Genomic DNA, 23,130 nt, shown 5'->3' on the forward strand with positions numbered 1-23,130 from the left:
AACCAGTTGTTCCAAGGTGACCATTTCTAATTCGTGTTGGAAAGGTGTCGGTGTTTTTAGCATGCCGCTATTAAACCAAAAGGCCTCGCACTTGGCGAGGCCTTTTGGGGTTTGTCAGCAGTCTGAGGCTGAGATGATCAGCCTTTTTTATTTCTTGGATTAGACATGACTCAGCGTTCGCAAAGAAAAGTCTCAGATAGGCCAAGCCTACTCCTTGATAAAGTGCTCTCGATAGTATTTCAGCTCTTCAATCGACTCAATAATGTCAGCTAAGGCCGTATGTTTCTGGTGTTTCTTAAATCCACTTAGTAGCGCTGGTTTCCAGCGACGGCACAACTCTTTCAAAGTCGAGACATCCAGATTGCGATAATGGAAAAACTCTTCCAACTTCGGCATTCCACGGAACATAAAGCGTCGGTCTTGGCAGATTGTGTTGCCGCACATTGGTGATTTACCCGCTGGTACAAAATTTTTCAAAAATGCAATTAAAGCTTTTTCTGCATCGGCTTCGGTCACTGTCGATGCTTTCACGCGGTCGATCAGACCCGAACGTCCATGCGTTCCTTTGTTCCACGCGTCCATTTTGTTTAGCACTTCATCCGATTGATGAATAGCAAACACCGGCCCCTCAGCCAATACATTCAATTGCATATCGGTCACGACGACAGCGATTTCAATGATCTTGTCATTGTCTGGATCAAGTCCAGTCATCTCCATATCGACCCAAATCAAGTTCATTTCATTGGGTTTGCTTGGTTTTTCGGTGGCATTGGTTACAGCTTCAGTTACTTGCGAATTGCTCTCTTGTGACATAATTCTTCCTAGGACGCTAATTTGACCTTCCTGTTTACATTCAGGCCTTTGAACATTTTTCTGATAAAGCAGCATTTTCCCATGAATTCTTATACGTTTTCGGTTTTATTCATTGTTTTTCTCGCGCTGACAGTCAGTTTGCAATGTTGGCTATCAACACGTCAACTACGCCATGTCAGTCGACACCGCGCGGCCGTTCCAGCGGAATTTATTGAAAAAATTGGTTTGGACGCCCATCAAAAAGCAGCTGACTACACCATCGCCAAGACAAAATTTGGCTTATTGTCTCTATTTGTTAGTGTGTTGGTTCTCGTTGCCTTCACCTTATTTGGTGGCCTACAGTTACTGTCAGTTAGCTTATACAAGTACTTGGGCGATGGTATGGGCTACCAATTAAGTTTATTGGCCGCTTTCGCCCTGATCAGTGGCGCATTAGACTTGCCGTTTGATCTGTACCGACAATTTGTCTTAGAAGAGAAATTTGGTTTCAATAAAATGACGTTCAAGCTTTTTTTCAGCGACATGATTAAAGGTAGCTTGCTCGGCGCAGCGATTGGACTACCTTTAGTGTGGGTCGTACTCAGTTTAATGGATCAATCTGGCGACCTATGGTGGTTCTATGCCTGGTTGGTCTGGAGCGGCTTTCAACTACTGATGATGCTCATTTTTCCAACTTGGATTGCGCCATTGTTTAACAAGTTCACACCACTCGCCGACGAGAGCCTGCGTACTCGCATTGAAGGCTTGATGAGCCGCGTCGGTTTTGCTTCTAGCGGTTTATTTGTGATGGATGGATCCAAGCGCAGTGCTCATGGCAATGCCTATTTTTCTGGCTTTGGTAATACCAAACGCATTGTCTTTTTCGACACCTTGATCGAACGCTTGGCGCCTCAGGAAGTTGAAGCCGTGCTAGCTCACGAATTAGGGCACTTCAAACTCAAGCATATCGTGAAGCGTATGGTCGTCATGTTCGCCGTCTCCTTGGGTTTCCTTGCCTTACTCGGCTATTTGAAGCAACAAGTTTGGTTTTTTACGGGATTGGGAGTCGATCCCATCCTGTTTGCCTCGTCGAATAATGCCATGGCATTAATTTTATTTATGCTGACCCTGCCTGTGTTTACTTTTATTTTGTCGCCATTGACCTCCATCAGTTCGCGCAAACACGAGTTTGAAGCCGATGCGTTTGCAGTCAAGCACACTAACGCCAATGATTTAGTTTCCGCCTTGGTCAAACTGTATGAAGATAATGCTTCAACGTTGACGCCTGACCCTGTCCACTCTGCTTTTTACGATTCACATCCGCCAGCATCCATCCGGATCGCGCATCTACATCAACAAAGCAAACTGGCCTGAATTTTAACTTTTAAAGAATCCTAAATCTTATGAAAACATCCGATCTTTTAGCAAAAAAATCTGCGCACACTGAAATTGGTTTGCAAGACAATGAACTACCGACTTACTTGGCTTCGACCCCTGGTTGGACGCAAGATGGTCCACGTATCGTAAAGACCTACAACTTCAAAAATTACTACGAGACCTTGGCTTTTGTAAATGCGATCGCTTTTACAATTCATGAAGAAGATCACCATCCAGAATTAGTGGTGACTTACAGTCGCGTCGTGGTGAAATTTGATACCCACACAGTCAATGGTGGCAAAGGCGGCATTTCAGAAAATGACTTTATTTGCGCAGCCAAGCTGGATGTGATCTTTACCCAGACTTTCGGCTAAGTCCTCTGCATGTCTAAACAATTCGCCAAACAAAAAAAATCTGCGCCGACCGAACAGGGCACCGTGATTGCTGCCCATGGTCGGCACTATTTGATTCAAGCAAATGGTCTAAAGCTGCATTGCGTTACACGCGGTAAGAAAAGTGACGTCGCAGTTGGTGATGTCGTTGAATATCAAATGACATCCGCCAACCAAGGAGTGATTGAAGCGATCGTCCCGCGCACCACCCTACTGTACCGCTCAGATCAGTATAAATCGAAAATGCTGGCTGCCAATTTGACGCAGTTGATTGTGGTAGTGGCGACCGAACCTAGTTTTTCCGATGACCTCATATCTCGCGCCCTCGTCGCCTCTGAATCATCAGGAATCAAAGCGCATATCGTTTTAAATAAAGTCGACGTCACCGCCAGTCTTCCAAAAGCGAGAGAACGTGTGGGCCTGTACGCTTCCTTGGGCTATCCTGTGCATGAAGTTTCTGTGACCGGGCAGCCTGAAGCGACGCGGGAAAAAATGCTTACGCTGATTCAAGGTCAAAGCACGATACTGATCGGTCAATCTGGCATGGGCAAATCCTCACTGATCAATCTTCTAATTCCCGATGCAGAAATCGCCACGCGCGAGATTTCCGCAGCCTTAGATACCGGCAAACATACGACGACCTTCACACGCTTATTTCAGATGGATGCTTATGATGGACAAGCGACTTATGTGATTGACTCGCCTGGCTTCCAAGAATTTGGCTTGCATCATTTAAGCGAAGGTATGTTGGAACGCGCTTTTCCAGAATTCCGACCGCATCTAGGCCACTGCAAGTTTTACAACTGTCATCACCACACGGAACCAGGGTGTACCGTGCTTGAGGCAGTGAAGCGTGGGGAAATCACTGGCATGCGTCACGATTTGTTTAAGCAATTAGTGCATGAAGCTGCACAGACGATCGGGTATTAACATTAAAAAATACTCAACTATGGCGCTGGATTGCGCCATTTTTGTTCGATCTGTTGGTACGTACCATTTTTCTTAATTTTGCGTAGGCCTTGATCTAGTAAGGCTGCATATCTGAGCGAATCTTTCCGTTGCTTTGAAAAACTCACATACAGTGCTTGCAAACTAATACTACCCACCTGCTTGATGTTTCCTTTAAATTCACTTGCATATTGATTGGTCAAATAGTCGACGACCCGGGTATAAACCAAAGAGTAATCAGAGCGTTGGCGCAGCAATTTACGCAAATTTGACAAATCGGTGGGTGCAACTTCACGCTTGATGCCCGAATCATTGTCCACTTCATCGGTGTACGTATAGCCATGAGTGACCCCAATTCGTTTTCCATGGAGCGCAGAAAAATCCAGCTGATTTTCCGTTGAACTTGCTAAAGCGTAGATGCCAATTTCTGCTTTGAAAATGGGTTCCTCATGGAATAAAAATGTTTTGCTTAACTTTCGGTCTTTTAAGCTGTCAAAACAACCGAGCTCCTGACCAGTTTCAACCAACATCAAACAGCGCGCGTACGGCGCCGACTTGAAGTGCACTTTCACATTCACGGCGGCATAAGCGGCGTCAATCAAGTCGACCGCATAGCCTTTGAGGCGACCATCTTTCAACGCTGCGTAGGGATACCATTCGTCTTCACCAACAAGCGTGATATGAGAATCATATCTCTCATCTGTCGCAGCCAAACTGACCGCGGCGCAGAAAAATAGCCCCAAGATAAAGGTGACTAGTCTCGCCAAGCGCATAAACCAAAAGTGATAGTGCATAAAAAGTATGGTAGAAGAAAGCCAGTATATTTAAACATAAATTATTGCCATCACAAAAAATAAGAACAGTTTTGCTTAAAATAAGCCTTCAAGCTTCACAAATTGTGCGAAAACTTAGAACTAATTTTCATCCTTCCGGTCTGAGAACATAGCAAAAACAACGGTTTTCAGATTTTGTTGCACTCAACAGACATTATAAAATCAGACTGAAGTTGGCGAACGACATTCGTCGAACCATGGCGCTAGTTGGCAACTGTAATACCGGGTTAGACAATAAGAAACTCACAGGACTGCAATTTGGATTTATTACATCGATAAGAAAAAACTATGAAAATTTCCTCATTATTTTTAACACTCTCACTAGGTGGCATGATTGCTTCGGCTTATGCCGCGCCCAACGACAACGCTTATGTGCGCTTTCCCTCGATTCGAGCCGACTCTGTGGTATTTACTGCAGAAGGCGATTTATGGAAAGTTGCCAGCAATGGCGGTGCCGCACAAAGACTTACCACTCACCTTGGTGCAGAAACCCATTCGGCCATTTCATTGGATGGTAAATGGTTGGCCTTTTCCGCCAACTACGAAGGCACACAAGAAGCTTATGTCATGCCCATCACTGGCGGCGTTCCAAAACGGATTAGCTTTGAAAATACCGCAGTCACGGTGCTTGGTTGGAGCGCTCAAGGTGAAGTGCTAGTAACCAGTCAGCATCAACTCGGGCCGACGTCACAAACGGTTATTTCAGCGATTAACCCACAAAACCTACAACGTCAGGTTTTTCCAGTGTCAGATGCGAACGAAGCCACACTGGATGATGCCGGTAAGACTCTCTATTTCACGCGCCTTGGTCTACATACACGCAATGACAACGCGAAACTTTACCGCGGTGGTGCTTTAGCACAATTATGGAAATACGAGCTAGGTGGCAAAGCCGAAGCCGTAAAGCTATTCGCCAACGACAAATCCAACAACCGTCGCCCAATGCTATGGAAAAATCGTTTGGTTTTTCTGAGCGATAGAGATGGCGCCTACAATCTATACTCCAGTAATCTCGCAGGTGAAGATGTCCGTGCGCTGACTAAGCATCGTGAATGGGAAGTACGCAACCCACAAATTGGTGATGGCAAAATCGCTTATCAGCTCGGTGCCAATTTACATCTATTTGATCTCACGACACAAAACGATCAATTGCTCAATGTCGATTTGGTATCCGATTTCGATCAATCGCGCCAACGCTATATCAAGAATCCGCTCGAGTTCTTAAGCAATGTGCAGGTCGCGGGAAAAGAAGAAAAACTCGTGTTCACAGCTCGTGGTCAAATGACCATAGCGGGCACAGCATCTCAACGACGCGTCGATATTCAATTGCCCGATGGGGCGCGTGCACGCGAAGCCGTGTTCTCTCACGACGAACGCTATGTTTATGCTTTTGTTGATAGCACCGGTGAAAATGAAATTTGGCGTTTTCCCGCCAATGGCAATGGCAAAGGCGAACAATTAAGCAAAGATGGTGAAACCCATAGACTGACCATGGCACCTTCTCCCGATGGAAAATATCTGGCGCACACCGATAAGCGTGGCCGCCTCTTCCTACTAGACCTTAACACTAAGGCTAATTTGGTCATCGATGACGCTGCCAAAAATGGCTATGGAACCCATGACGAAATCGTGTGGTCACCGGACAGTAAAACTCTGGCATTAGTTCGTAGCAATAACTCACAAGGTCGCAATCAAATCGGCTTATATGATTTAGACAGTAAGCAAACGCATTTTGTCACCACCGATCGTTATGAATCCGAATCGCCTAGCTTTTCCAGTGATGGAAAATGGCTGTATTTCCTTTCAAATCGCAATTTTCAACCAGGTGTAGGCGCCCCTTGGGGTGACCGCAATATGGGTACCAATTTCGATAAGCGAACAGGAATTTTTGCGTTGGCCCTCCAAGCTGGCAATCGTTTTCCTTTCAAGCCCGATGATGAGTTAAGCAAGGTCAGTGAAAAAGCCGCTGAAAAACCTTCAGAAAAAACAAGCGACAAGCCAGAAACGACAGAGGCGAGTAAAGAGGTAAAGAAAACCGAAGTCGCCACCACAAAAAAAGCGCCTATTACAATAACCTATCAAGGCTTGGCAGAACGTCTCTATGAAGTGCCTGTCCCAGCCGGAAACTATCGACGTTTGATCGTCGATGACAAACGCCTGTATTTCCTCGAGAGGGATGCAACTGATCGTAGCCGCAGCAATGTCAAGACTTTAGCGATTAGCAAAACGTCGCCACAAGCTGAAATTTTCGCAGCCGGTGTTCGTAATTTCGATTTATCACTCGACAAAAAACGTGTCCTCTTACACATCGGTGCGGGCAATGGCGACTTTTATGTGGTCGATGCTGCCGCCAAAGCGCCGGGAGATCTAAGTAAAGCCAAAGTCAAAGTGGACGACTGGAGTTTCAGTTCCAATCCTCGTCAAGAATGGAAACAGATGTATTTGGACGCATGGCGCATGCATAGAGATTTTTTGTATGACACCAATATGCGCGGCGTGGATTGGGTCAAAGTCCGTGAAAAATATGCACCATTGGTGGATCGAGTCAGCGATAGAGCGGAACTCAATGATGTACTTGGCTTAATGGTCAGCGAAGTCAGCTCCCTGCATTCTCAAGTGCGTCCAGGCGATGTACGACGTGCGTCACCAGACGGTCAGGCCACTGGCTTAGGTGCAGTGTTAAGCAAAACGAATGAGGGGTATCGCATCGATCACATTTATCGTGGCGAACCTGATTTACCTTCGCAAAGAGCGCCATTGGACAACCCGGATATTGATATTCGAATCGGCGACATCATCACTGCGATCAATGGTAACGATGTACTCAAGGCGCGTGATGTTTCTGATCTCCTTTTAAACCAAGCTGACAAGCAAATTCTGCTGCAATACAAGCGTGCCAATCAAGCGACAAAAACGGTACTAGTGTCGCCTGTGAACATGCAAAAACAAGCAAATCTCCGCTACAGTGATTGGGAACAAAGTCTAGCCACTAAAGTCAATCGTCAGTCGGATGGAAAAATTGGCTATTTACACTTGCGTGCGATGACGCCAGCTGACGTTTCCAGCTTCGCCCGCGATTTCTACGCCAACTATGATCGTGATGGTTTGATTATCGACGTTCGTCGCAATAATGGCGGCAATATCGACAGCTGGATTATCGAAAAACTCTTGCGCAAAGCGTGGGCATTTTGGTCATCCGCTGGCAATCAACCGTACGCGAATATGCAACAAACCTTCCGTGGTCATCTAGTCGTTTTGATTGATGAATTAACTTACTCCGATGGCGAAACCTTTGCAGCGGGGGTCAAAACTTTAAATCTCGGACCTCTCATCGGTAAGCGTACAGCAGGCGCAGGTGTCTGGCTGTCAGATCGCAATACTTTGAGTGATAACGGTATGGTGCGAGCAGCCGAAAATGCCCAGTTTGATGTCAAAGATGGTCGCTGGCTGGTCGAAGGTGTAGGCGTGGTACCTGATATCGAAGTCGATAATTTGCCGAACGCTACATTTAAAGGGGAAGACAAACAATTAGAGGCCGCTTTGAACTACTTACAAAAGAAACTCAAAGAGCAACCAATTAAGCCTTTGCAGCCACAAGCAATTCCCGCATTAAAGTAACAGTCGTATTTCAGAAATAGAAATGGCGCGGACTTCAAAAATCTGCGCCATTTTTATTTTTCAAGAACAAACTTAAAACTTATGGTCAGCTGGCCCAACAACCTCTTTATAGGCGTGCCAAGTTGCATGTCCGATGATGGGCATCGCAATAATAAACCCCAAATTCCAAGTTATAAAACCCAACACCACAAAGCCAACAATAGTTAAGCCCCAAATCATCGTCAAAGGCACGTTCACAAACAAAGCCACAATACTGATAATCATCGCAGTAATAGCGTCAGTATCCCGATCCAACATCAAAGGAATCGACACCCAACTAATTGCAAAAACCAAGCTAGCAAAGATAAAGCCAATGCAGGCATACACCACTAAAAACTCCACATTTTCTAAAGAAAACAACTTAGCCAAGAAGCCTTCCATCGTTGGCATCCCTTTGTTGTAAAACAGCGCAAAAATCACCAAAGAAGCACGCGCCCATACCATCATGATGACGGCCAATACGACTGCAAACGTACCAATATTGCTCCAGCGTCCACTCATAGAAAATGCGCTACCGAGCATACCTGAACGCAAATTTTCGATACGACGACTAACGTCATACAATCCCAGAGCGAGTAGCGGCCCGACCAAGAGAAATCCACAAGTCAATGCCGATAAATATTGTGGGGCATTCGCCAAAGTCAGTTTTAATATACCGCCCATGACCGCAAAACACACGCCATAAAACAAACCAACCATCGGTTCGGCCCGAAAGTCTTGCCAGCCTAAATACAACCAATGAAAAGCCCGAAAAGCGCCAAGTCGCGCCACCGGTGGAAAAGCACTCTTTTGATCAATTACCATACGGATGTCAGGGGCAGCACTATCCCCGTCACGCCCGCTAGTTGGTTCACTCATAGTATCTCCTGATTATATTTATTTGAGCTCGACTGCTCTTTGTTCTTGAGCTTGATCAAGCAAGCATCATGTCCTAATGCTAAGCGAAATTTGGGTTTAACCGCAAGTCATAGCAAAAAAGAAGAGTCGCACCGCCTAAAAAAGCCAGATGCAAAAATGTGAATGCAACAAAATAGAAAAGACTGAGGTGGAAGATTGCGTCAAGGTATCGCTTCTATGTTCGGTGTCGGCTCAAGCTTTCTACTACTAGAGAGCACATACTGAAAACTCACTATCAAGCTTCGCATTTTTCCTGCTAGCGCCGACTTTGGCTATCGCTATCGACCTGAATGATAACGATAGCCTCAAACTCAATGACTTTTACAAGATTATCTGCGCGAAGGTTTCAAGTAGATCCGCCTTAGTCAGCAGCTCACGCTAGGCTTAACCGCCATGTCCATATCCAAGTGCGATGTCAACATCGGGATATGAATATATCTACCAGAAAAGTAATGTATTACAGTTTGATCAAATCAAAATTTAAACGCATCTTATTCGCTATCGCACTGAGGGTGCGCGCCAATATCGGCTTCAAGTACACTATTGGGTAAAAAGTTTTTGCAGGCCTGCTGAGCTAAGGCATCTGCACGTACATTTCTGGCACGTGGAATCCATTGCAAATCCATCTTGGGAATTTGTTGCATCAAATCTGTAGCAATCCGCCTATACGTTTCCAATCCATGCGCAGACGCCCCGGTTTGTGGCCTGAGATCATCAATGACTACCCTGCTATCGCCAAAGATCGTCACCGACCTTACATCTAACTTCAAAGCCAGTTCAAGTACTGCAATCAAAGCTAGATATTCAGCGCTACTACTATTTCCATAACCGACAGTGCGCGCAATTTCCCAACATTGACCATCCGGTGACTGCAATAGCCCACCAATAGCACAGTCGCCAGGGTTTGGCTTAGCAGAGCCATCAAACCAGCCACACCAACTGTCGACAGGAACCGCCTTAGTATTCAATTTCGCCATATGTCTTTGCTGTCCAGCCTCTCGTTGCTGCGCTTTACGCTCAGCTTGCACCGAAAAGTGTACCCGCCGCTGATCTAACAGATGCGCCAAACCCTGGTCACCAGCCCGCTCGCATAAAATCTGCTCCAAAGCGGTTGTCAAAGACAATCCGGTTCGTTTTACCAAACGCCGCGCGGCGACCTGCTCACGATGAAAAGTTAAATGCAAAATCGATTCTGGATAGGACAACATATTTACCAAAGGACGAACCACCATCATTAATAGACGTACACTTTACTCACACAAAAAACCAAACCGATATTGAAGTCAAGACATCTGAATTCACAGAAATAATGAAATTACATTCTTTTTTTCATATATCAAATCCAGCTTCTCTCCTTGTACATTTGTAGCGATCCTCTTCATCAACCTCGCGAAATCATCTGTTCGCACTGACAAGCGCCGTCACACAATTCACTTCACAATTTTGAGTTAATTTAAAGTCGCAATCACAGGTGCATGGTCAGATGGTTGCTCCCATTTGCGTGGAACCCGATCAACAACACAAGAAATACAGCGTTCCGCCAGCGGCTTGGATAACAGCACATGATCAATCCGTACACCTTTATTTAAACGGAAACCAAGCTGACGGTAATCCCACCAACTAAAGGTTTTTTCTGGCTGCTCAAATTGACGGAAGCTGTCACTTAAGCCAAGATCAATTAGCGCTTGAAAGGCTGCGCGCTCCGGTGGGGAAACTAAATTCATGCCTTCCCAAGCAGCAGGATCATGCACATCCCTATCGTCTGGCGCAATGTTATAGTCTCCAAGTAGCGCTAGTTGAGGATGCGCTTCCATTTCGGCTTTCACCCAATCACGCAAGGCTGCTAGCCAGCTCAGTTTATACGGATATTTTTCAGAATCGAGTGCTTGGCCGTTCGGCACGTAGGCGCAAATAATGCGCATGCCAGTGATTGTCGCTGCGATGATGCGTTGTTGCTCATCTTCAAAGAGAGGATTATTTTTCTGCACAGCCTCGATAGGATGACGTGAGACGATGGCGACCCCGTTATAGGTTTTTTGGCCAGTGAAGACGACGTGATAGCCAGCGGCTTCGATTTCGGCTTGAGGAAATTTATCGTCGGTCAGCTTCGTCTCTTGTATGCATAAGACGTCGACAGGATTCATTTCCAGCCATTGCAACACTTGTGGCAGACGAACTTTTAAAGAGTTAACGTTCCAAGTAACTAGTTTCATTTTTGATCTCAGCCGATGGCGATAGAGGTGCTAACAATAAAAAACGCGCTCAATGCAGGCATAGAGCGCGTCCAATGATTTTAAACCTAGGTTTTAACCTGCGCGGTTCATCAGGAACGTGGTCAACATCGGTACTGGACGACCAGTCGAGCCTTTTGCCGCGCCAGATTTCCACGACACACCGGCGATATCCAAATGTGCCCACGTGTATTTCTTGGTGAAACGTTCGAGGAAACAAGCTGCAGTGATCGAACCTGCAGCTGGACCACCAATATTGGCGATATCAGCGAAATTCGATTTCAACTGTTCGTTATAGAGTTCACCAATCGGCAAACGCCATGCGACGTCGTTGGCTTGTTTGCCAGCAGTCAGTAATTCTTCTGCTAACTTGTCATGCGTGTCATCGTGACGGGTGAACAAACCAGTTGTGTGATGGCCAAGGGATGTGATGATGGCACCAGTCAAAGTTGCGACGTCAATGACTGCAGCAGGCTTGAAGCGTTCAACATAGGTTAATGCATCACACAAAATCAAGCGACCTTCTGCATCGGTATTTAAGACCTCAATCGTTTGCCCGGACATGGAAGTCACGATATCACCAGGACGAGTTGCACTACCAGAAGGCATGTTTTCGCAAGTTGGGATGACCGCGACGACGTTCAGTTTCAACTTCATTTCACCAATGGCACGCATGGTGCCGAGAACAGAGCCTGCGCCGCCCATGTCGTATTTCATTTCGTCCATGCCAGCGCCCGGTTTCAATGAGATACCGCCGGAGTCAAAAGTGATGCCTTTGCCGACCAACACCACTGGCGCGTCTTTTGCTTTGCCTCCCATGTGCTTTAAGACAATGAATTTTGGTGGTTCATCTGTCCCGGCAGAAACGGACAAAAAGCTATTCATCTTCAAGGCTTGAATTTGCTTACGTTCCAAGACTTCGATACCCATCTTAAAATCAGCAGCGATTTTTTTCGCAGTGTTGGCCAAGTGCGTTGGGGTACAGAAGTTTGCTGGCATATTACCTAATTCTTTTGCCAACTCCATGCCATTCACCAAAGCAATGCTTTGCGCCAAAGCGATTTTAGCTGCAGCAGCTTCCGTCGCTGCAACGTAGATCGCTACCTTTTTAACATTCGCGGCAACCGTATCTTTTTTGCTCTTATGTGCATCAGTACGGAAAATCGCTTCCTTGAACGCGATCACAGTTTGACGAATCGCCCAAGCCAGATCACGTCCATCAACTGCTGGCAATACCAGACTAACATCGGCGCCGCCGAGATTATTCAAGCTACGTGCGGCATTCTGTACTGCACTAATGTAGGCTTTTTCTGACACTTTGTTTGGATCTTCACCTAAACCCACCAACAAAACACGTTCAGCACTAACATCAGTCAGATTGCGTAACATCAAAGTCGAACCGGCTTTACCGGATATGTCACCAGACTTGAGTGCCGCATCAATTGCCGCTTTTTTATTTAATTCGCTCGCTGCTGTTGTTAATTTCTTGTTTTCAAACACGCCGACAACGATACAGGCTGTCTTAATGGTGCTGGCATTGTCTGCTGCTGTGCTTTTGGCTGCTAGTGTTTTTATGCTAAAGTCCACGTCTTGCTCCTTATTGTCGATCAGCGATGATCTTTTGAATTTCGCTTAAAGCGTAAAACGACTATTATAACTCCCCCCGCCAGATCGACATAACCACTTATAAGTACATATTAAATATGATTTTTCAACGTGCGCTCAGGCGAGAATTATTTAGTGCTGCCAGCGCTGTGTTTACGACCTTGTTTACCATCACGGTCACCTTCATGCTAATCCGGATCTTGCGCGACGCCGCGGGCGGTAAGATTGCGTCTGGTGATGTTTTGATATTGATTGGCTTTTACTCACTAGACTATTTTCCGATTTTGTTAATTCTGACCGGCTTCATTTCTGTGCTGCTGGTTGTCACCCGCGCTTATCAAGACTCTGAGATGGTCGTTTGGTTCGCATCGGGCTTGAGCCTGACACGCTGGATTGCGCCGATTCTTAGCGTCGCGTTGCCGTTAACTTTTGTCGTCGGGCTTTTGAGTTTAGTGGTGTCACCTTGGGCCAATGAGCAAATGCAAGAGGTTCGCAATCGCTACGAGAAGCGAGAAGACATCGCTAAAGTGGCACCGGGAAAATTTCAAGAGTCGCGCGGTGGTGGTCGTGTCTCCTTTGTTGAAGAGGTCTCAGGAGACTTAAGCAAAGTGCAAAATATTTTCACCAGCATGATGAGTGATGGTCGTTCCAGCGTGATCGTCGCTAAAGAAGGTAAGGTAGAAATTGACGCCCATGGTGATCGTTTCTTAGTTATGAGTCAGGGACGCCGTTACGATGGCTTGCCGACCGAAGGTGACTTTCAAATGATGCAATTTGAAAAGTACGCAGTACTGCTATCGACTCAGAGCGCCGTTGAAGCGGGCAATAAATCTGCCAAAGCCTTACCTTTACAAACCCTGATTGATGAACCCAATTCAGTACGTGACGGTGAACTGTTGTGGCGTGTGTCATTGCCATTTATGGGATTGTTGTTGATGTTATTGGCAATTCCTTTGGGTTACGTGAATCCACGCGTCGGACGTTCTGCCAATATGATCGTGGCGTTGATATTGGTTGCTGTTAATCTGAATATTTTGAACGTCCTACAGCTAGCTGTGGTTCAAGGTCGCATGAGTTTTTGGCGAGCCTCTTGGCCTATGCATGTGTTGGTTGCTGTTTTAATTGGCCTATTTTTCTTGTGGCGATTAAAGGTCAATAGTGCATGGCATCCAAGCAGTGTGTGGGGAAAAATTAAATGCCAGCTATATCGTAAAAAGAACCAACAGTGCGTCGATCATCAGCACATGGTAGGTAACTAATGAAGGTACTACAACGCTATTTTGGCAGCGAAATCATTCGTGCCGTCCTGTTTGTTTTATTGGCGCTCTTAGTGTTAACTTCCTTTTTTGATTTGATGAAGGAACTGGGTTCGGTCAACAGAAATGGCTATCTATTAAAGCACGCGATCTTTACTGTGCTATTAAATATTCCTGGAAACGCCTATGATTTTTTACCAATCGCGGTATTGATAGGCTCCATTTATGTGCTAGCGCAATTTGCCGGCAATTCCGAATTTACAATCATGCGCGCGGCCAGTATGTCCTCTTGGACGGCAGCCAAAATGTTAGGAAAAATTGCGGTCGTTTTTATTCTTTTCACCTATTTGCTCGGTGAAGTCATTGCGCCGATGGCAACTAAACTGTCCAAGCAACTGAGCATGCAAGCCGCATCGACGCCATTGACTCAAGGCTTTCGCAGCGGCTTGTGGACTAAGGATTTGATCCGCAGCAGCGATACCAATGGCGGTGTCATTGGTACCCGCTTTCTTAATGTGCGCGAAGTATCTCCCGAGCGTGTACTGCTCGGCGTAAAGATTTACGAGTTCGATACGAATTTCCAATTACTACGTGAAATCAATGCCAAGCAAGCGGTCTACGTACGCTCACACGTATGGCAACTGCGCGAGGTGGTTGAAACCAGTTTTCCTCAAAATCTGGCAACCCAGACGATGATTGAATCTGATACCCATAAGCTGGAAAGCAAAGATCTCATTTCTGAAATCACACCAGACATTTTGTCAGTCTTATTTACCGAAGTTGATCGTATGTCCGCTTATGAACTAGCTTCTTACACCAAACATTTGGCAGAAAATAAGCAATCGACTGATCGTTATGAAATTGCGTTCTGGAAGAAAATAACTTATCCAGTTTCTATTTTAGTGATGATGGCCTTGGCACTGCCATTTGCCTATTTGCATGCACGCGATGGCGGTATTAGTCTGCGTATCTTTAGCGGCATCATGCTAGGTATGGTGTTTTATCTGGTGAATAGTTTGTTTGCTTATCTTGGTCAAATCAATACTTGGCCCGCATTGATAACAGCATTATTTCCAAGTTTAATATTCTCTCTGCTTGCCTATGCAGGTTTGCGATATGTAGAACGGCATTAGAGCCGCCACCACCTCAAACAAACTTAAATTTTTTAAGGCTTTCATGAAAAAACAAGCATTGATTTTATTTGCACATGGCGCTCGTGCAGCCAGTTGGGCTGAGCCATTTCTGCGGCTGCAAAAATTAACACAAGAAAGTTCTCCCGAACTCAAAGTGGAGTTGGCTTTTTTGGAATTGATGCAGCCGCAATTACCAGAAGTTGTTAAAAATTTGGTCGATCAATCTTACGAGTCAATCACGATCACCCCAATTTTTTTGGGACAAGGTGGTCATCTCATACGTGACTTACCTTTGATGGTAGAAGAAATTCGCCAGCAATACCCAAACCTCCAGATTAAACAAGTCGCCGCCGCTGGTGAAGATGCTGGCGTTTTACATGCTATTCGTGACTATTGCTTACGCTCTATGAATCCGTAGCGGATATTCGTTCAGTTTCTGAATTCAATAAAGTGCCGTGCAAGGTATCTGCCAAATGTTTATCGCTGAGCAAAATATGTGAGGTAAGCCAAAATCGCAGCAATTCTGCGGTGTCGAGTGCGACCATTTCACGGGCACGGTTTAATTCTTGCTGTAAGTCGGAAACGCGCTCTAAGAGTTTTCTATGTTGCTCTTTATGGGATTTGAAACGCGCGTAAGCAATTGCCTGCATCAAGTCCTCCTCGCGCTGAAAATGTTCTCTGGTGTAGGCTGCAAGCCTCTCTAAGATGCGAGATAGGGTGATGTAATCTTTCCCTAGATCTGCTGCGTCATGCAATTCATTAACCATGCCAATCAAGATCTTGTGGTCTTCGTCAATTAATGCGTCGTGAACACTCAGACTGCTATTCCATTCAAAATATTCCATGTGATGCCAGATGACTGTTAAAAGTCTAAAAGTTTCAGAGTGGCAAATTTTACGAGGCTACGCAAGGATAAAACTTGTCCTATCGCAAGTTTTTGAATAAAAAATTGCTATTTCTTTGAACGAGCTGGCAGACGTTGACATGGTCTGAGTCACCACAAGTTCATTATTCGATGTTGGTGTGATGAATGCGGATCAATTCATTGCGCGTTTGCGCATCGACTCCCCCATCATCACCAAAACCGGACCTTCACATGCAGGCAAACCATGCGCTAATTCAGCCAGTGTCAGATGGAGATGACGTTCTTCAGGGCGACTACAGCTTTCTACGATCACGATAGGATGTGTCGCTGAAAAACCTTTTGCCAGCATGCGTTGCGCAGTGAGGATGGCCTCCTTGCCACCCATGTATTGAACTAAGGTATCGCAATCGGGAATGCGCGTTTCGGCGATTTCGCCGGGTGCTGTACTGGAAGTAAATAGGGCAACGCTACGAGCAACACCACGTTTGGTCAGAGGCAATTGCACGCTTGCCGCTGCTGCCATCGCCGTGGTGATGCCCGGCACAATTTCAAAACGTATGCCTGCTTGTTCCAACGCCGTCATTTCTTCATCAGCACGTCCAAATAACATCGGGTCGCCGCCTTTCAAGCGGACGACGATCGCATGCTGACATGCTGCTTCGACTAGTTGTTGATTGATGTGCTCTTGCGCGGCAGAGCGTTGTCCGCTGCGCTTACCTACTGAAATCTTAATTGCTTGCGGACTGAGTGCTAGCATCTCGCGAGTGACCAAGGCATCATGCAAAACGATATCTGCTTGCGCTAAGAGCTTGGCACCGCGCACGGTAATCAAATCAACTGCACCCGGCCCGGCACCGACTAAATAGACGATGCCTGTTTTATTTTTAACGGAGGATGTAGTTGATTCAGATGGATTAGCCAAGACGTATCATTCCTGCTGCGACAGTTTGATGGGTGACTTCGTCGATCAAAATAAATGCCCCTGTCGTACGGGTGATATCGTAAGCATCAGCTGCCAGAGCTTGCTGTACATTGATATTGACGCGAGCGATGTCGTTCAATTTAAGTGTATCAGTTGGACGACGTTCTTGGGTATTGATATCTAACAAAGTGTCGACCGATGCAACACGTGCTGCGACCTGACGTGTGGTATGTTTCAACCAATACTTGCGACGTACATCTAAGGCGTCTTCAGATAACCAGCACAAATCAGCACTCAGGGTTTTCAATACAGTGGCAGGACGATCCGCGCCCGCCAACATATCTCCGCGTGAAATATCCACGTATTCATTGAGTAAAATCGTCACCGATTGACCAACTACGGCTGTTTGCAAGGAACCGTCTAAAGTCTGGATATCTTTGATGGTTGCAGTCTGGCCTGATGGCTGCACCACGATGCTGTCACCAATGCTGATTTTGCCTGCCTCTATCCGCCCCATATAGCCACGGAAATCATTTGCTTCATGACCATTGTGACGAGCTACCAATTGCACAGGGAAACGGAAGGGCTCGTCATGGCACTCATCATAGACGCTTAAAGACTCCAACAATTCGATCAAAGTTGGGCCTTGGTACCATGCCAGATTATCGCTATTGGTGACGACGTTATCGCCTGCCAATGCGGATAAAGGGATTGGATGTACGTCTTTTAAACCTAATTGCGCAGCGAATTCTTGGTAAGCACCAACGATACGATTATAAACAGTTTGATCGTAATTGACCAAATCCATTTTATTCACAGCCACAATCACGTGCTCGATTTGCAGCAAGTGAGCGATGGTCGAATGACGCTTTGTTTGTGTGAGTAATTCCACGCTGCCATCGTCACCTAGTTTAACTTTGGAAACGTCGATCAAAATGATCACCGCATCGGCGGTCGAAGCGCCTGTCACCATGTTACGTGTGTATTGCTCATGACCTGGCGTATCAGCAATAATGAACTTACGTTTTGGTGTGGCGAAATAACGATAAGCGACGTCGATCGTAATACCTTGTTCGCGTTCTGCTTCCAATCCGTCAGTTAACAAAGATAAGTCGATCGTATCGCCGACTGTGCGTTTATGTTTCGCTTTGGAAATCGCGCTTAACTGATCGGCAAAAATGCCTTTACTATCGAAAAGCAAACGGCCGATGAGCGTACTTTTACCATCGTCCACAGAGCCCGCCGTAATGAAACGCAGCAGGCCGCGTTCACGAGCGACGTCAATAGCAGTGGTGGATTGTTGTACCTGTGTGCTCATTAGAAATATCCTTCTTTTTTACGTTTCTCCATCGATGATTCAGACGTTTGATCATCCATGCGTGTTGCGCCGCGTTCTGTGATTTGCGTGACTGCGGTTTCTTCGATAATCGCTTCGACTGTTGCCGCATCGGACGACACTGGGCAAGTACAAGAAATATCGCCGACAGTACGGAAGCGCACGATTTGTTTTTCTACCGTTTCGCCAGCGCGTGGCGGTGTCAATTCTGTGACGGGAACGAGCAAGCCATTGCGTGGAATGACTTCGCGTTCATGCGCAAAATAAATCGGCGGCAATTCTAACTTTTCACGCGCGATGTACTGCCATACGTCCAATTCAGTCCAGTTAGAAATTGGGAATACGCGCATGTTTTCACCAGGATGAACGCGGGTGTTATACAAGTCCCAAAGTTCTGGGCGTTGTGCTTTGGGATTCCATTGACCGAATTCGTCGCGGAAAGAAAAGATGCGTTCTTTGGCGCGGGCTTTTTCTTCATCACGACGCGCACCACCGATGCAAGCATCAAATTTGTGTTCAGCAATCGTCTCTAATAAGGTGACAGCTTGTGCCGCATTGCGTGAATCGGTTTTTGGATTACGCAAACGTACAGTGCCACGATTGATCGATTCTTCGACTGAACCCACGATCAAACGCTCGCCTAATTCCGCTACGCGTTTATCGCGAAAGGTGATCACTTCTGGGAAATTATGTCCCGTGTCGACGTGTACTAGTGGGAAAGGAAACTTACCTGGACGAAAAGCTTTTTCTGCGATTCGCAATAACACCACAGAATCTTTACCACCTGAAAACAGCAGTGCAGGATTAGTACATTCGGCCGCCACTTCACGCATGATGTGGATGGCTTCGGATTCCAGCCAATCGAGATGGCGATTACTCGCGGCATCAATGAAGTGATTTTCAACTACGGTGTTCATGCTTTACCTTTTAATTCGGTTTTGATTTTCAATTTAAATGGATTTGATACGGACTAATTTGCCATCAACCACATGCAATCCACATTCTTTTGATTCAGGATTTTCCCACCACCAGCGTCCAGCACGTACATCTTCGCCCGGCTGTATGGCGCGGGTGCAAGGCTCGCAGCCTATCGATGGATAGCCTTTGTCATGGAGTGCATTGTACGGCACATTATTGCTGCGAATATAGTGCCAAACATCATCTTCTGACCAATCCGTTAAAGGATTGAATTTTTGCATAGCATGGGCGACATCATCTTCTTGTACTGCCAATTCTGCACGAGTGGCAGACTGGGCACGACGTTGTCCTGTGATCCAAGCTTTGTTGCCACTTAGTGCCCGATTTAGCGGTTCTACTTTACGGATTCTGCAGCATTCTTTACGCATCTCTACGCTATCGTAAAACGCATTCAAACCGTGCTGCTGAACATAGCTGTTAACAGCATCTGTTTCTGGTTTGTAGAGTTCGACTTCGTAGTCATAGGTCTCTTTGATGCGATCTAACATGCTTAAAGTCTCTTTGTGCAAGCGACCTGTTTCCAAAGAAAAGATACCTATGTTCAGCTTGTGACGCAAAATTAAATCCGTCAACACCATGTCTTCAGCTGCCAGGCTAGAAGCGAAAACTGCAGGGGAAAACTCAGTTGCAATTTTTTCTAAAATACTGACCGTCGCCGCTAGGCGTGCTGCAAAATCGCTCATTCAAATACCTGTTCTTTCAACACGGCGGAAAAGTGGATTTTTCTCATCAACCGAGGTCTGATACTTTTCGCTGAAATCCGTCAAACCTTTGATCGCATCATGAATATTCTTGTCGGCGCGTACCGCAAAGGAATTGAAGCCAACCCGCTGCATGTAAAACAATTGATCGCGCAACACATCACCAATCGCGCGTAACTCGCCTGTGTAATTAAAGCGAGTACGTAAATTGTAAGCAATTGAATAGCCACGACCGTCAGCGAATTTAGGAAAATCGACAGCTAATAAGTTAAATAATGGCAAATCACTTTGTAATTCTTTAGCTTGTTCATTACTGCTAAACCAAACCGCAATTTCAGCGCTATCTCTAGCGCGCTGGATCAACTTATCACGCTGTAACTGCCAGACTTTGAGTGGAACGATTACTTTACCCTCGGGCACTTCAATCGCATCTGCGGTGTCATCTTCCGACAACTGCAAAATCTCCCAGTCGTCTTCAATAATTGCTCTATCCTTGATAATTTTTGTCATTCTTATTCTCCCCCTTTAATACACAACTGCAGAGCCGGCATCCTCTCCGTGATGCTCGATCGTTTTTATAGGTGTTGCATACACAAATTCTTTGAACGGTGCAGTGCCTAGGCGTTGTGCCGTGTCAATGAATCGTTCGCCATCAGTCCGCTCACGTAAATACACTTGAATGATGCGATCGATGACTTCTGGCATCTGTCCGGCTGAAAAAGATGGGCCGATAATCTTACCGATCGCAGCGTTATTGCCTTGCGCGCCACCGATGGAAACTTGATACCACTCGCTACCATCTTTATCGACACCGAGAATACCGATATTGCCGACGTGATGATGACCACAGGCATTGATACATCCGGACATATTGAGTTCCAGATCACCGATGTCATGCAAATAATCAAGATCACTGAAACGGTCGGTAATATCGAGTGCAATCGGAATAGACTTGGCATTGGCCAGCGCACAGAAATCACCACCAGGACAGCAAATCATATCGGTTAGTAAACCAATATTTGGCGTTGCCAATCCATGAGCTTTTGCTTCTTGCCACAAAGCAAATAATTGGCTTTGCTCGACATCCGACAACACTAGATTTTGTTCGTGCGTGACACGAATCTCACCAAAACTAAAGCGGTCTGCCAGATCAGCAATGAAATCTAGTTGATCAGCACTGGCATCACCTGGTGGCACACCTGGCTTTTTAAGTGATAGCAATACGGCATTATAGCCTGCGACCTTGTGTGACTTGACGTTACGTTTTACCCAATTAGCAAAAGCTTTGTTTTCTTGTTGTAATTGCACAAAATTGGCGTCGCTTGCTGGAAGGTCTGCATACGCAGGAGCCGTGAAATAAGCGGATACCCGAGCCAATTCTGCCTCGGTCAAGGTACCTGGTCCGTCTTTAATGTCTTGCCACTCTTCTTCAACCTGACGGGCAAATTCTTCGACCCCGATCGCCTTCACCAAAATCTTGATGCGTGCTTTATAAATATTGTCACGACGTCCGAATTGATTATAGATACGTAGAATCGCTTCGAGGTAAGTCATGACGTGTTGCCATGGCAAGAACTCACGAATCACACTACCTAATATCGGCGTACGTCCCATGCCACCACCGACCATCACTTTGAAACCAACTTCACCAGCCTCGTTATGTACGACGGTCAGACCGATATCGTGAACGGCAATGGCGGCGCGATCTTCTTTTGCACCATTAATCGCAATCTTAAATTTACGCGGCAAATAGGCGAACTCTGGATGAAACGTTGTCCATTGGCGCAAAATTTCAGCATAAGGGCGCGGGTCAATAATTTCATCCGCAGCGATGCCAGCAAATTCATCCGACGTGATATTGCGCATGCAATTACCTGATGTCTGAATCGCATGCATCTCTACTGTGGCGAGTTCCGCCAAGATGTCTGGTGTGTCCTCCAGATTAATCCAGTTATATTGAATATTTTGGCGCGTCGTGAAGTGACCATAGCCGCGATCATATTTGCGGGCAATATAGGCAAATTTTCTTACCTGCGTGGATGACAGCAGACCATACGGCACCGCCACACGCAACATGTAAGCATGTCTCTGCATGTACAAACCGTTTTGCAAACGCAGAATACGGAATTCATCTTCGCTCAACTCATTGGCGATGCGACGGCTGACTTGATCGCGAAATTGGGCAACGCGTTCTTGAATGATTAAATGATCATGTTGGTCGTAACGATACATCTTCAAACTTCCTATTTAAAACGCCATGCCTTAGCATGCACGTGATGTCAGTAGAGTACAGCTATAAAGAAAGCACTGCTGAACTGGGTGATTGCTTAAAGAACTAATTTGCAGGCGACCAATGTTAAGGTCGTTGCCAGAATACCGCGTAATAATTTTTCTGGTACGGCTTTGGCTGCCAAAGAGCCTAACGTAATTCCGGGGATAGAACCGAGCAAAAGAGAGCCGAGTAGTTCCCAATTGATCGAGCCCAACCACCAGTGCCCAATTGCTGCAATGGCAGTGAGCGGAACTGCATAAGCGATATCCGTACCAGCGACATGTGCTGCTGGCATTTTTGGATATAGCAAAACCAAAATTGTGGCGCCGATCGCACCAGCACCAATGGACGAAATAGTCACCAGCACACCTAAAACTGCTCCGGCAATGATGGTGGCGCCTGCCAATCGATTGCCATGCAATTGACGCTCTGGATGCGCATTAATCCAAGCAAGCAATTTACTGCGATATAAAATGGCGATCACCGTCAGCAGTACAGAACCCGCAATAGAGTAACGAATAATTTGATGAAGCTCCTGACTCAAACCGCCAAAATATTTCAATGCTAGAGTCGCGACCAAGGCAGCTGGCAATGCTCCCATACACAACAATCGCACCACATGCCATTCCACGGTGTCACGCAAACGGTGGGTAAACGTACCGGTGGCTTTCGTAATCGACGCAAAGGCTAGGTCTGTTCCCACCGCAACCGCAGGTGAAACACCAAATAGCAGGGTCAGTAAAGGCGTCATCAACGAGCCGCCGCCAACACCGGTCAAACCGACCAAGGTGCCAACTGCAAAACCAGAGATGATATAGGTAAGTGTCATAGAGCCTCGTACAAAGTAGCATGCATGATAATTGCCATCGGCTTTATAGCCAACTACTTAGTATTTATTTGCTTATATGCAGTTTAAGTATATAGAAATGCGCTAG

General features: G+C 46.1%; 21 protein-coding genes. 7 read left to right on the plus strand and 14 right to left on the minus strand.

Translation table 11 applies throughout. The features are described 5' to 3' along the window. Nucleotides 1-207: 207 nt before the first annotated feature. Nucleotides 208-813 carry an oligoribonuclease gene (orn, locus tag H8K52_RS17450; RefSeq protein ID WP_186924193.1) on the minus strand — a complete coding sequence of 202 codons (606 nt, stop codon included), beginning with the start codon at nucleotides 811-813 and terminating at the stop codon, nucleotides 208-210. 81 nt (nucleotides 814-894) lie between these two features. Between orn and H8K52_RS17455 the strand changes: the two genes are divergently transcribed. The 3 genes from H8K52_RS17455 to rsgA are packed head-to-tail and all read left to right on the plus strand — an operon-like array spanning nucleotide 895 to nucleotide 3,491. Then, nucleotides 895-2,166, plus strand: a complete 1,272-nt coding sequence (locus tag H8K52_RS17455) for a M48 family metallopeptidase (RefSeq protein WP_186924194.1) — start codon at nucleotides 895-897, stop codon at nucleotides 2,164-2,166. A gap of 29 nt (nucleotides 2,167-2,195) precedes the next feature. Next, nucleotides 2,196-2,543, plus strand: coding sequence for a 4a-hydroxytetrahydrobiopterin dehydratase (locus H8K52_RS17460; protein ID WP_186924195.1), 348 nt, complete (start codon nucleotides 2,196-2,198; stop codon nucleotides 2,541-2,543). 9 nt (nucleotides 2,544-2,552) lie between these two features. Next, nucleotides 2,553-3,491 (plus strand): ribosome small subunit-dependent GTPase A, encoded by a 939-nt coding sequence (gene rsgA / locus H8K52_RS17465; protein ID WP_186924196.1) that lies wholly within the window; start codon nucleotides 2,553-2,555, stop codon nucleotides 3,489-3,491. A 17-nt stretch (nucleotides 3,492-3,508) separates the two neighbouring features. Here rsgA and H8K52_RS17470 read toward each other — a convergent pair whose 3' ends face one another. Then, entirely contained in the window at nucleotides 3,509-4,303 is a 795-nt protein-coding gene (locus H8K52_RS17470; RefSeq protein ID WP_186924197.1) for a substrate-binding periplasmic protein, read from the minus strand. 327 nt (nucleotides 4,304-4,630) lie between these two features. Between H8K52_RS17470 and H8K52_RS17475 the strand changes: the two genes are divergently transcribed. After that, complete coding sequence (locus H8K52_RS17475) at nucleotides 4,631-7,960, plus strand: S41 family peptidase (protein ID WP_186924198.1); 3,330 nt, start codon at nucleotides 4,631-4,633, stop codon at nucleotides 7,958-7,960. Between the two features lie 72 nt (nucleotides 7,961-8,032). On the opposite strand, the gene H8K52_RS17480 is transcribed toward H8K52_RS17475, so the two are convergent. The 4 genes from H8K52_RS17480 to H8K52_RS17495 all read right to left on the minus strand — a co-directional run bounded on the left by H8K52_RS17480 (nucleotide 8,033) and on the right by H8K52_RS17495 (nucleotide 12,714). After that, nucleotides 8,033-8,857, minus strand: coding sequence for a DUF2189 domain-containing protein (locus H8K52_RS17480; protein ID WP_222613823.1), 825 nt, complete (start codon nucleotides 8,855-8,857; stop codon nucleotides 8,033-8,035). A 530-nt stretch (nucleotides 8,858-9,387) separates the two neighbouring features. Further along, nucleotides 9,388-10,131 (minus strand): ribonuclease HI family protein, encoded by a 744-nt coding sequence (locus H8K52_RS17485; protein ID WP_186924199.1) that lies wholly within the window; start codon nucleotides 10,129-10,131, stop codon nucleotides 9,388-9,390. Between the two features lie 213 nt (nucleotides 10,132-10,344). Then, a complete protein-coding gene (gene xth, locus H8K52_RS17490) occupies nucleotides 10,345-11,109 on the minus strand; it encodes an exodeoxyribonuclease III (protein ID WP_186924200.1) in 765 nt (254 codons plus the stop codon). 93 nt (nucleotides 11,110-11,202) lie between these two features. Next, nucleotides 11,203-12,714 carry a leucyl aminopeptidase gene (locus H8K52_RS17495; RefSeq protein ID WP_186924201.1) on the minus strand — a complete coding sequence of 504 codons (1,512 nt, stop codon included), beginning with the start codon at nucleotides 12,712-12,714 and terminating at the stop codon, nucleotides 11,203-11,205. 116 nt (nucleotides 12,715-12,830) lie between these two features. Here H8K52_RS17495 and lptF point away from each other — a divergent pair, with 116 nt between their 5' ends. Genes lptF through H8K52_RS17510 form a run of 3 tightly spaced genes read left to right on the plus strand, consistent with a single transcriptional unit; the run spans nucleotide 12,831 to nucleotide 15,539 of the window. Further along, nucleotides 12,831-13,991: an LPS export ABC transporter permease LptF gene (lptF, locus tag H8K52_RS17500; protein ID WP_186924202.1), complete on the plus strand. Its 1,161-nt coding sequence runs from the start codon at nucleotides 12,831-12,833 to the stop codon at nucleotides 13,989-13,991. Beyond that, nucleotides 13,991-15,121: an LPS export ABC transporter permease LptG gene (gene lptG, locus H8K52_RS17505; RefSeq protein ID WP_186924203.1), complete on the plus strand. Its 1,131-nt coding sequence runs from the start codon at nucleotides 13,991-13,993 to the stop codon at nucleotides 15,119-15,121. The genes lptF and lptG overlap by 1 nt, the downstream gene beginning before the upstream one ends. 43 nt (nucleotides 15,122-15,164) lie before the next feature. Then, the gene (locus H8K52_RS17510; RefSeq protein ID WP_186924204.1) at nucleotides 15,165-15,539 is read left to right on the plus strand and encodes a sirohydrochlorin chelatase; all 375 of its coding nucleotides are present in this window, start codon (nucleotides 15,165-15,167) and stop codon (nucleotides 15,537-15,539) included. Here the strand turns inward: H8K52_RS17510 and H8K52_RS17515 are convergent. From H8K52_RS17515 to H8K52_RS17550, 8 genes are all read right to left on the minus strand, one after another. After that, nucleotides 15,526-15,966 (minus strand): bacteriohemerythrin, encoded by a 441-nt coding sequence (locus tag H8K52_RS17515; protein WP_186924205.1) that lies wholly within the window; start codon nucleotides 15,964-15,966, stop codon nucleotides 15,526-15,528. The genes H8K52_RS17510 and H8K52_RS17515 overlap by 14 nt on opposite strands. A 192-nt stretch (nucleotides 15,967-16,158) precedes the next feature. After that, nucleotides 16,159-16,908, minus strand: a complete 750-nt coding sequence (cobA, locus tag H8K52_RS17520; protein WP_186924206.1) for a uroporphyrinogen-III C-methyltransferase — start codon at nucleotides 16,906-16,908, stop codon at nucleotides 16,159-16,161. Continuing rightward, entirely contained in the window at nucleotides 16,901-18,226 is a 1,326-nt protein-coding gene (locus H8K52_RS17525) for a sulfate adenylyltransferase subunit 1 (RefSeq protein ID WP_186924207.1), read from the minus strand. Before H8K52_RS17525 ends, cobA begins: the two co-directional genes overlap by 8 nt. Then, complete coding sequence (gene cysD / locus H8K52_RS17530) at nucleotides 18,226-19,161, minus strand: sulfate adenylyltransferase subunit CysD (protein WP_186924208.1); 936 nt, start codon at nucleotides 19,159-19,161, stop codon at nucleotides 18,226-18,228. Before cysD ends, H8K52_RS17525 begins: the two co-directional genes overlap by 1 nt. A 33-nt stretch (nucleotides 19,162-19,194) precedes the next feature. After that, nucleotides 19,195-19,905 (minus strand): phosphoadenylyl-sulfate reductase, encoded by a 711-nt coding sequence (locus H8K52_RS17535; RefSeq protein WP_186924209.1) that lies wholly within the window; start codon nucleotides 19,903-19,905, stop codon nucleotides 19,195-19,197. After that, nucleotides 19,906-20,433: a DUF934 domain-containing protein gene (locus tag H8K52_RS17540; protein WP_186924210.1), complete on the minus strand. Its 528-nt coding sequence runs from the start codon at nucleotides 20,431-20,433 to the stop codon at nucleotides 19,906-19,908. 15 nt (nucleotides 20,434-20,448) lie between these two features. Next, nucleotides 20,449-22,155 (minus strand): nitrite/sulfite reductase, encoded by a 1,707-nt coding sequence (locus tag H8K52_RS17545; RefSeq protein WP_186924211.1) that lies wholly within the window; start codon nucleotides 22,153-22,155, stop codon nucleotides 20,449-20,451. Between the two features lie 95 nt (nucleotides 22,156-22,250). Beyond that, the gene (locus tag H8K52_RS17550) at nucleotides 22,251-23,024 is read right to left on the minus strand and encodes a sulfite exporter TauE/SafE family protein (protein WP_186924212.1); all 774 of its coding nucleotides are present in this window, start codon (nucleotides 23,022-23,024) and stop codon (nucleotides 22,251-22,253) included. Nucleotides 23,025-23,130: the final 106 nt, after the last annotated feature.

The organism is Affinundibacterium seohonense (assembly GCF_014284305.1).
GTDB classification, from domain to species: Bacteria; Pseudomonadota; Gammaproteobacteria; order Burkholderiales; family Burkholderiaceae_D; genus Undibacterium; species Undibacterium seohonense.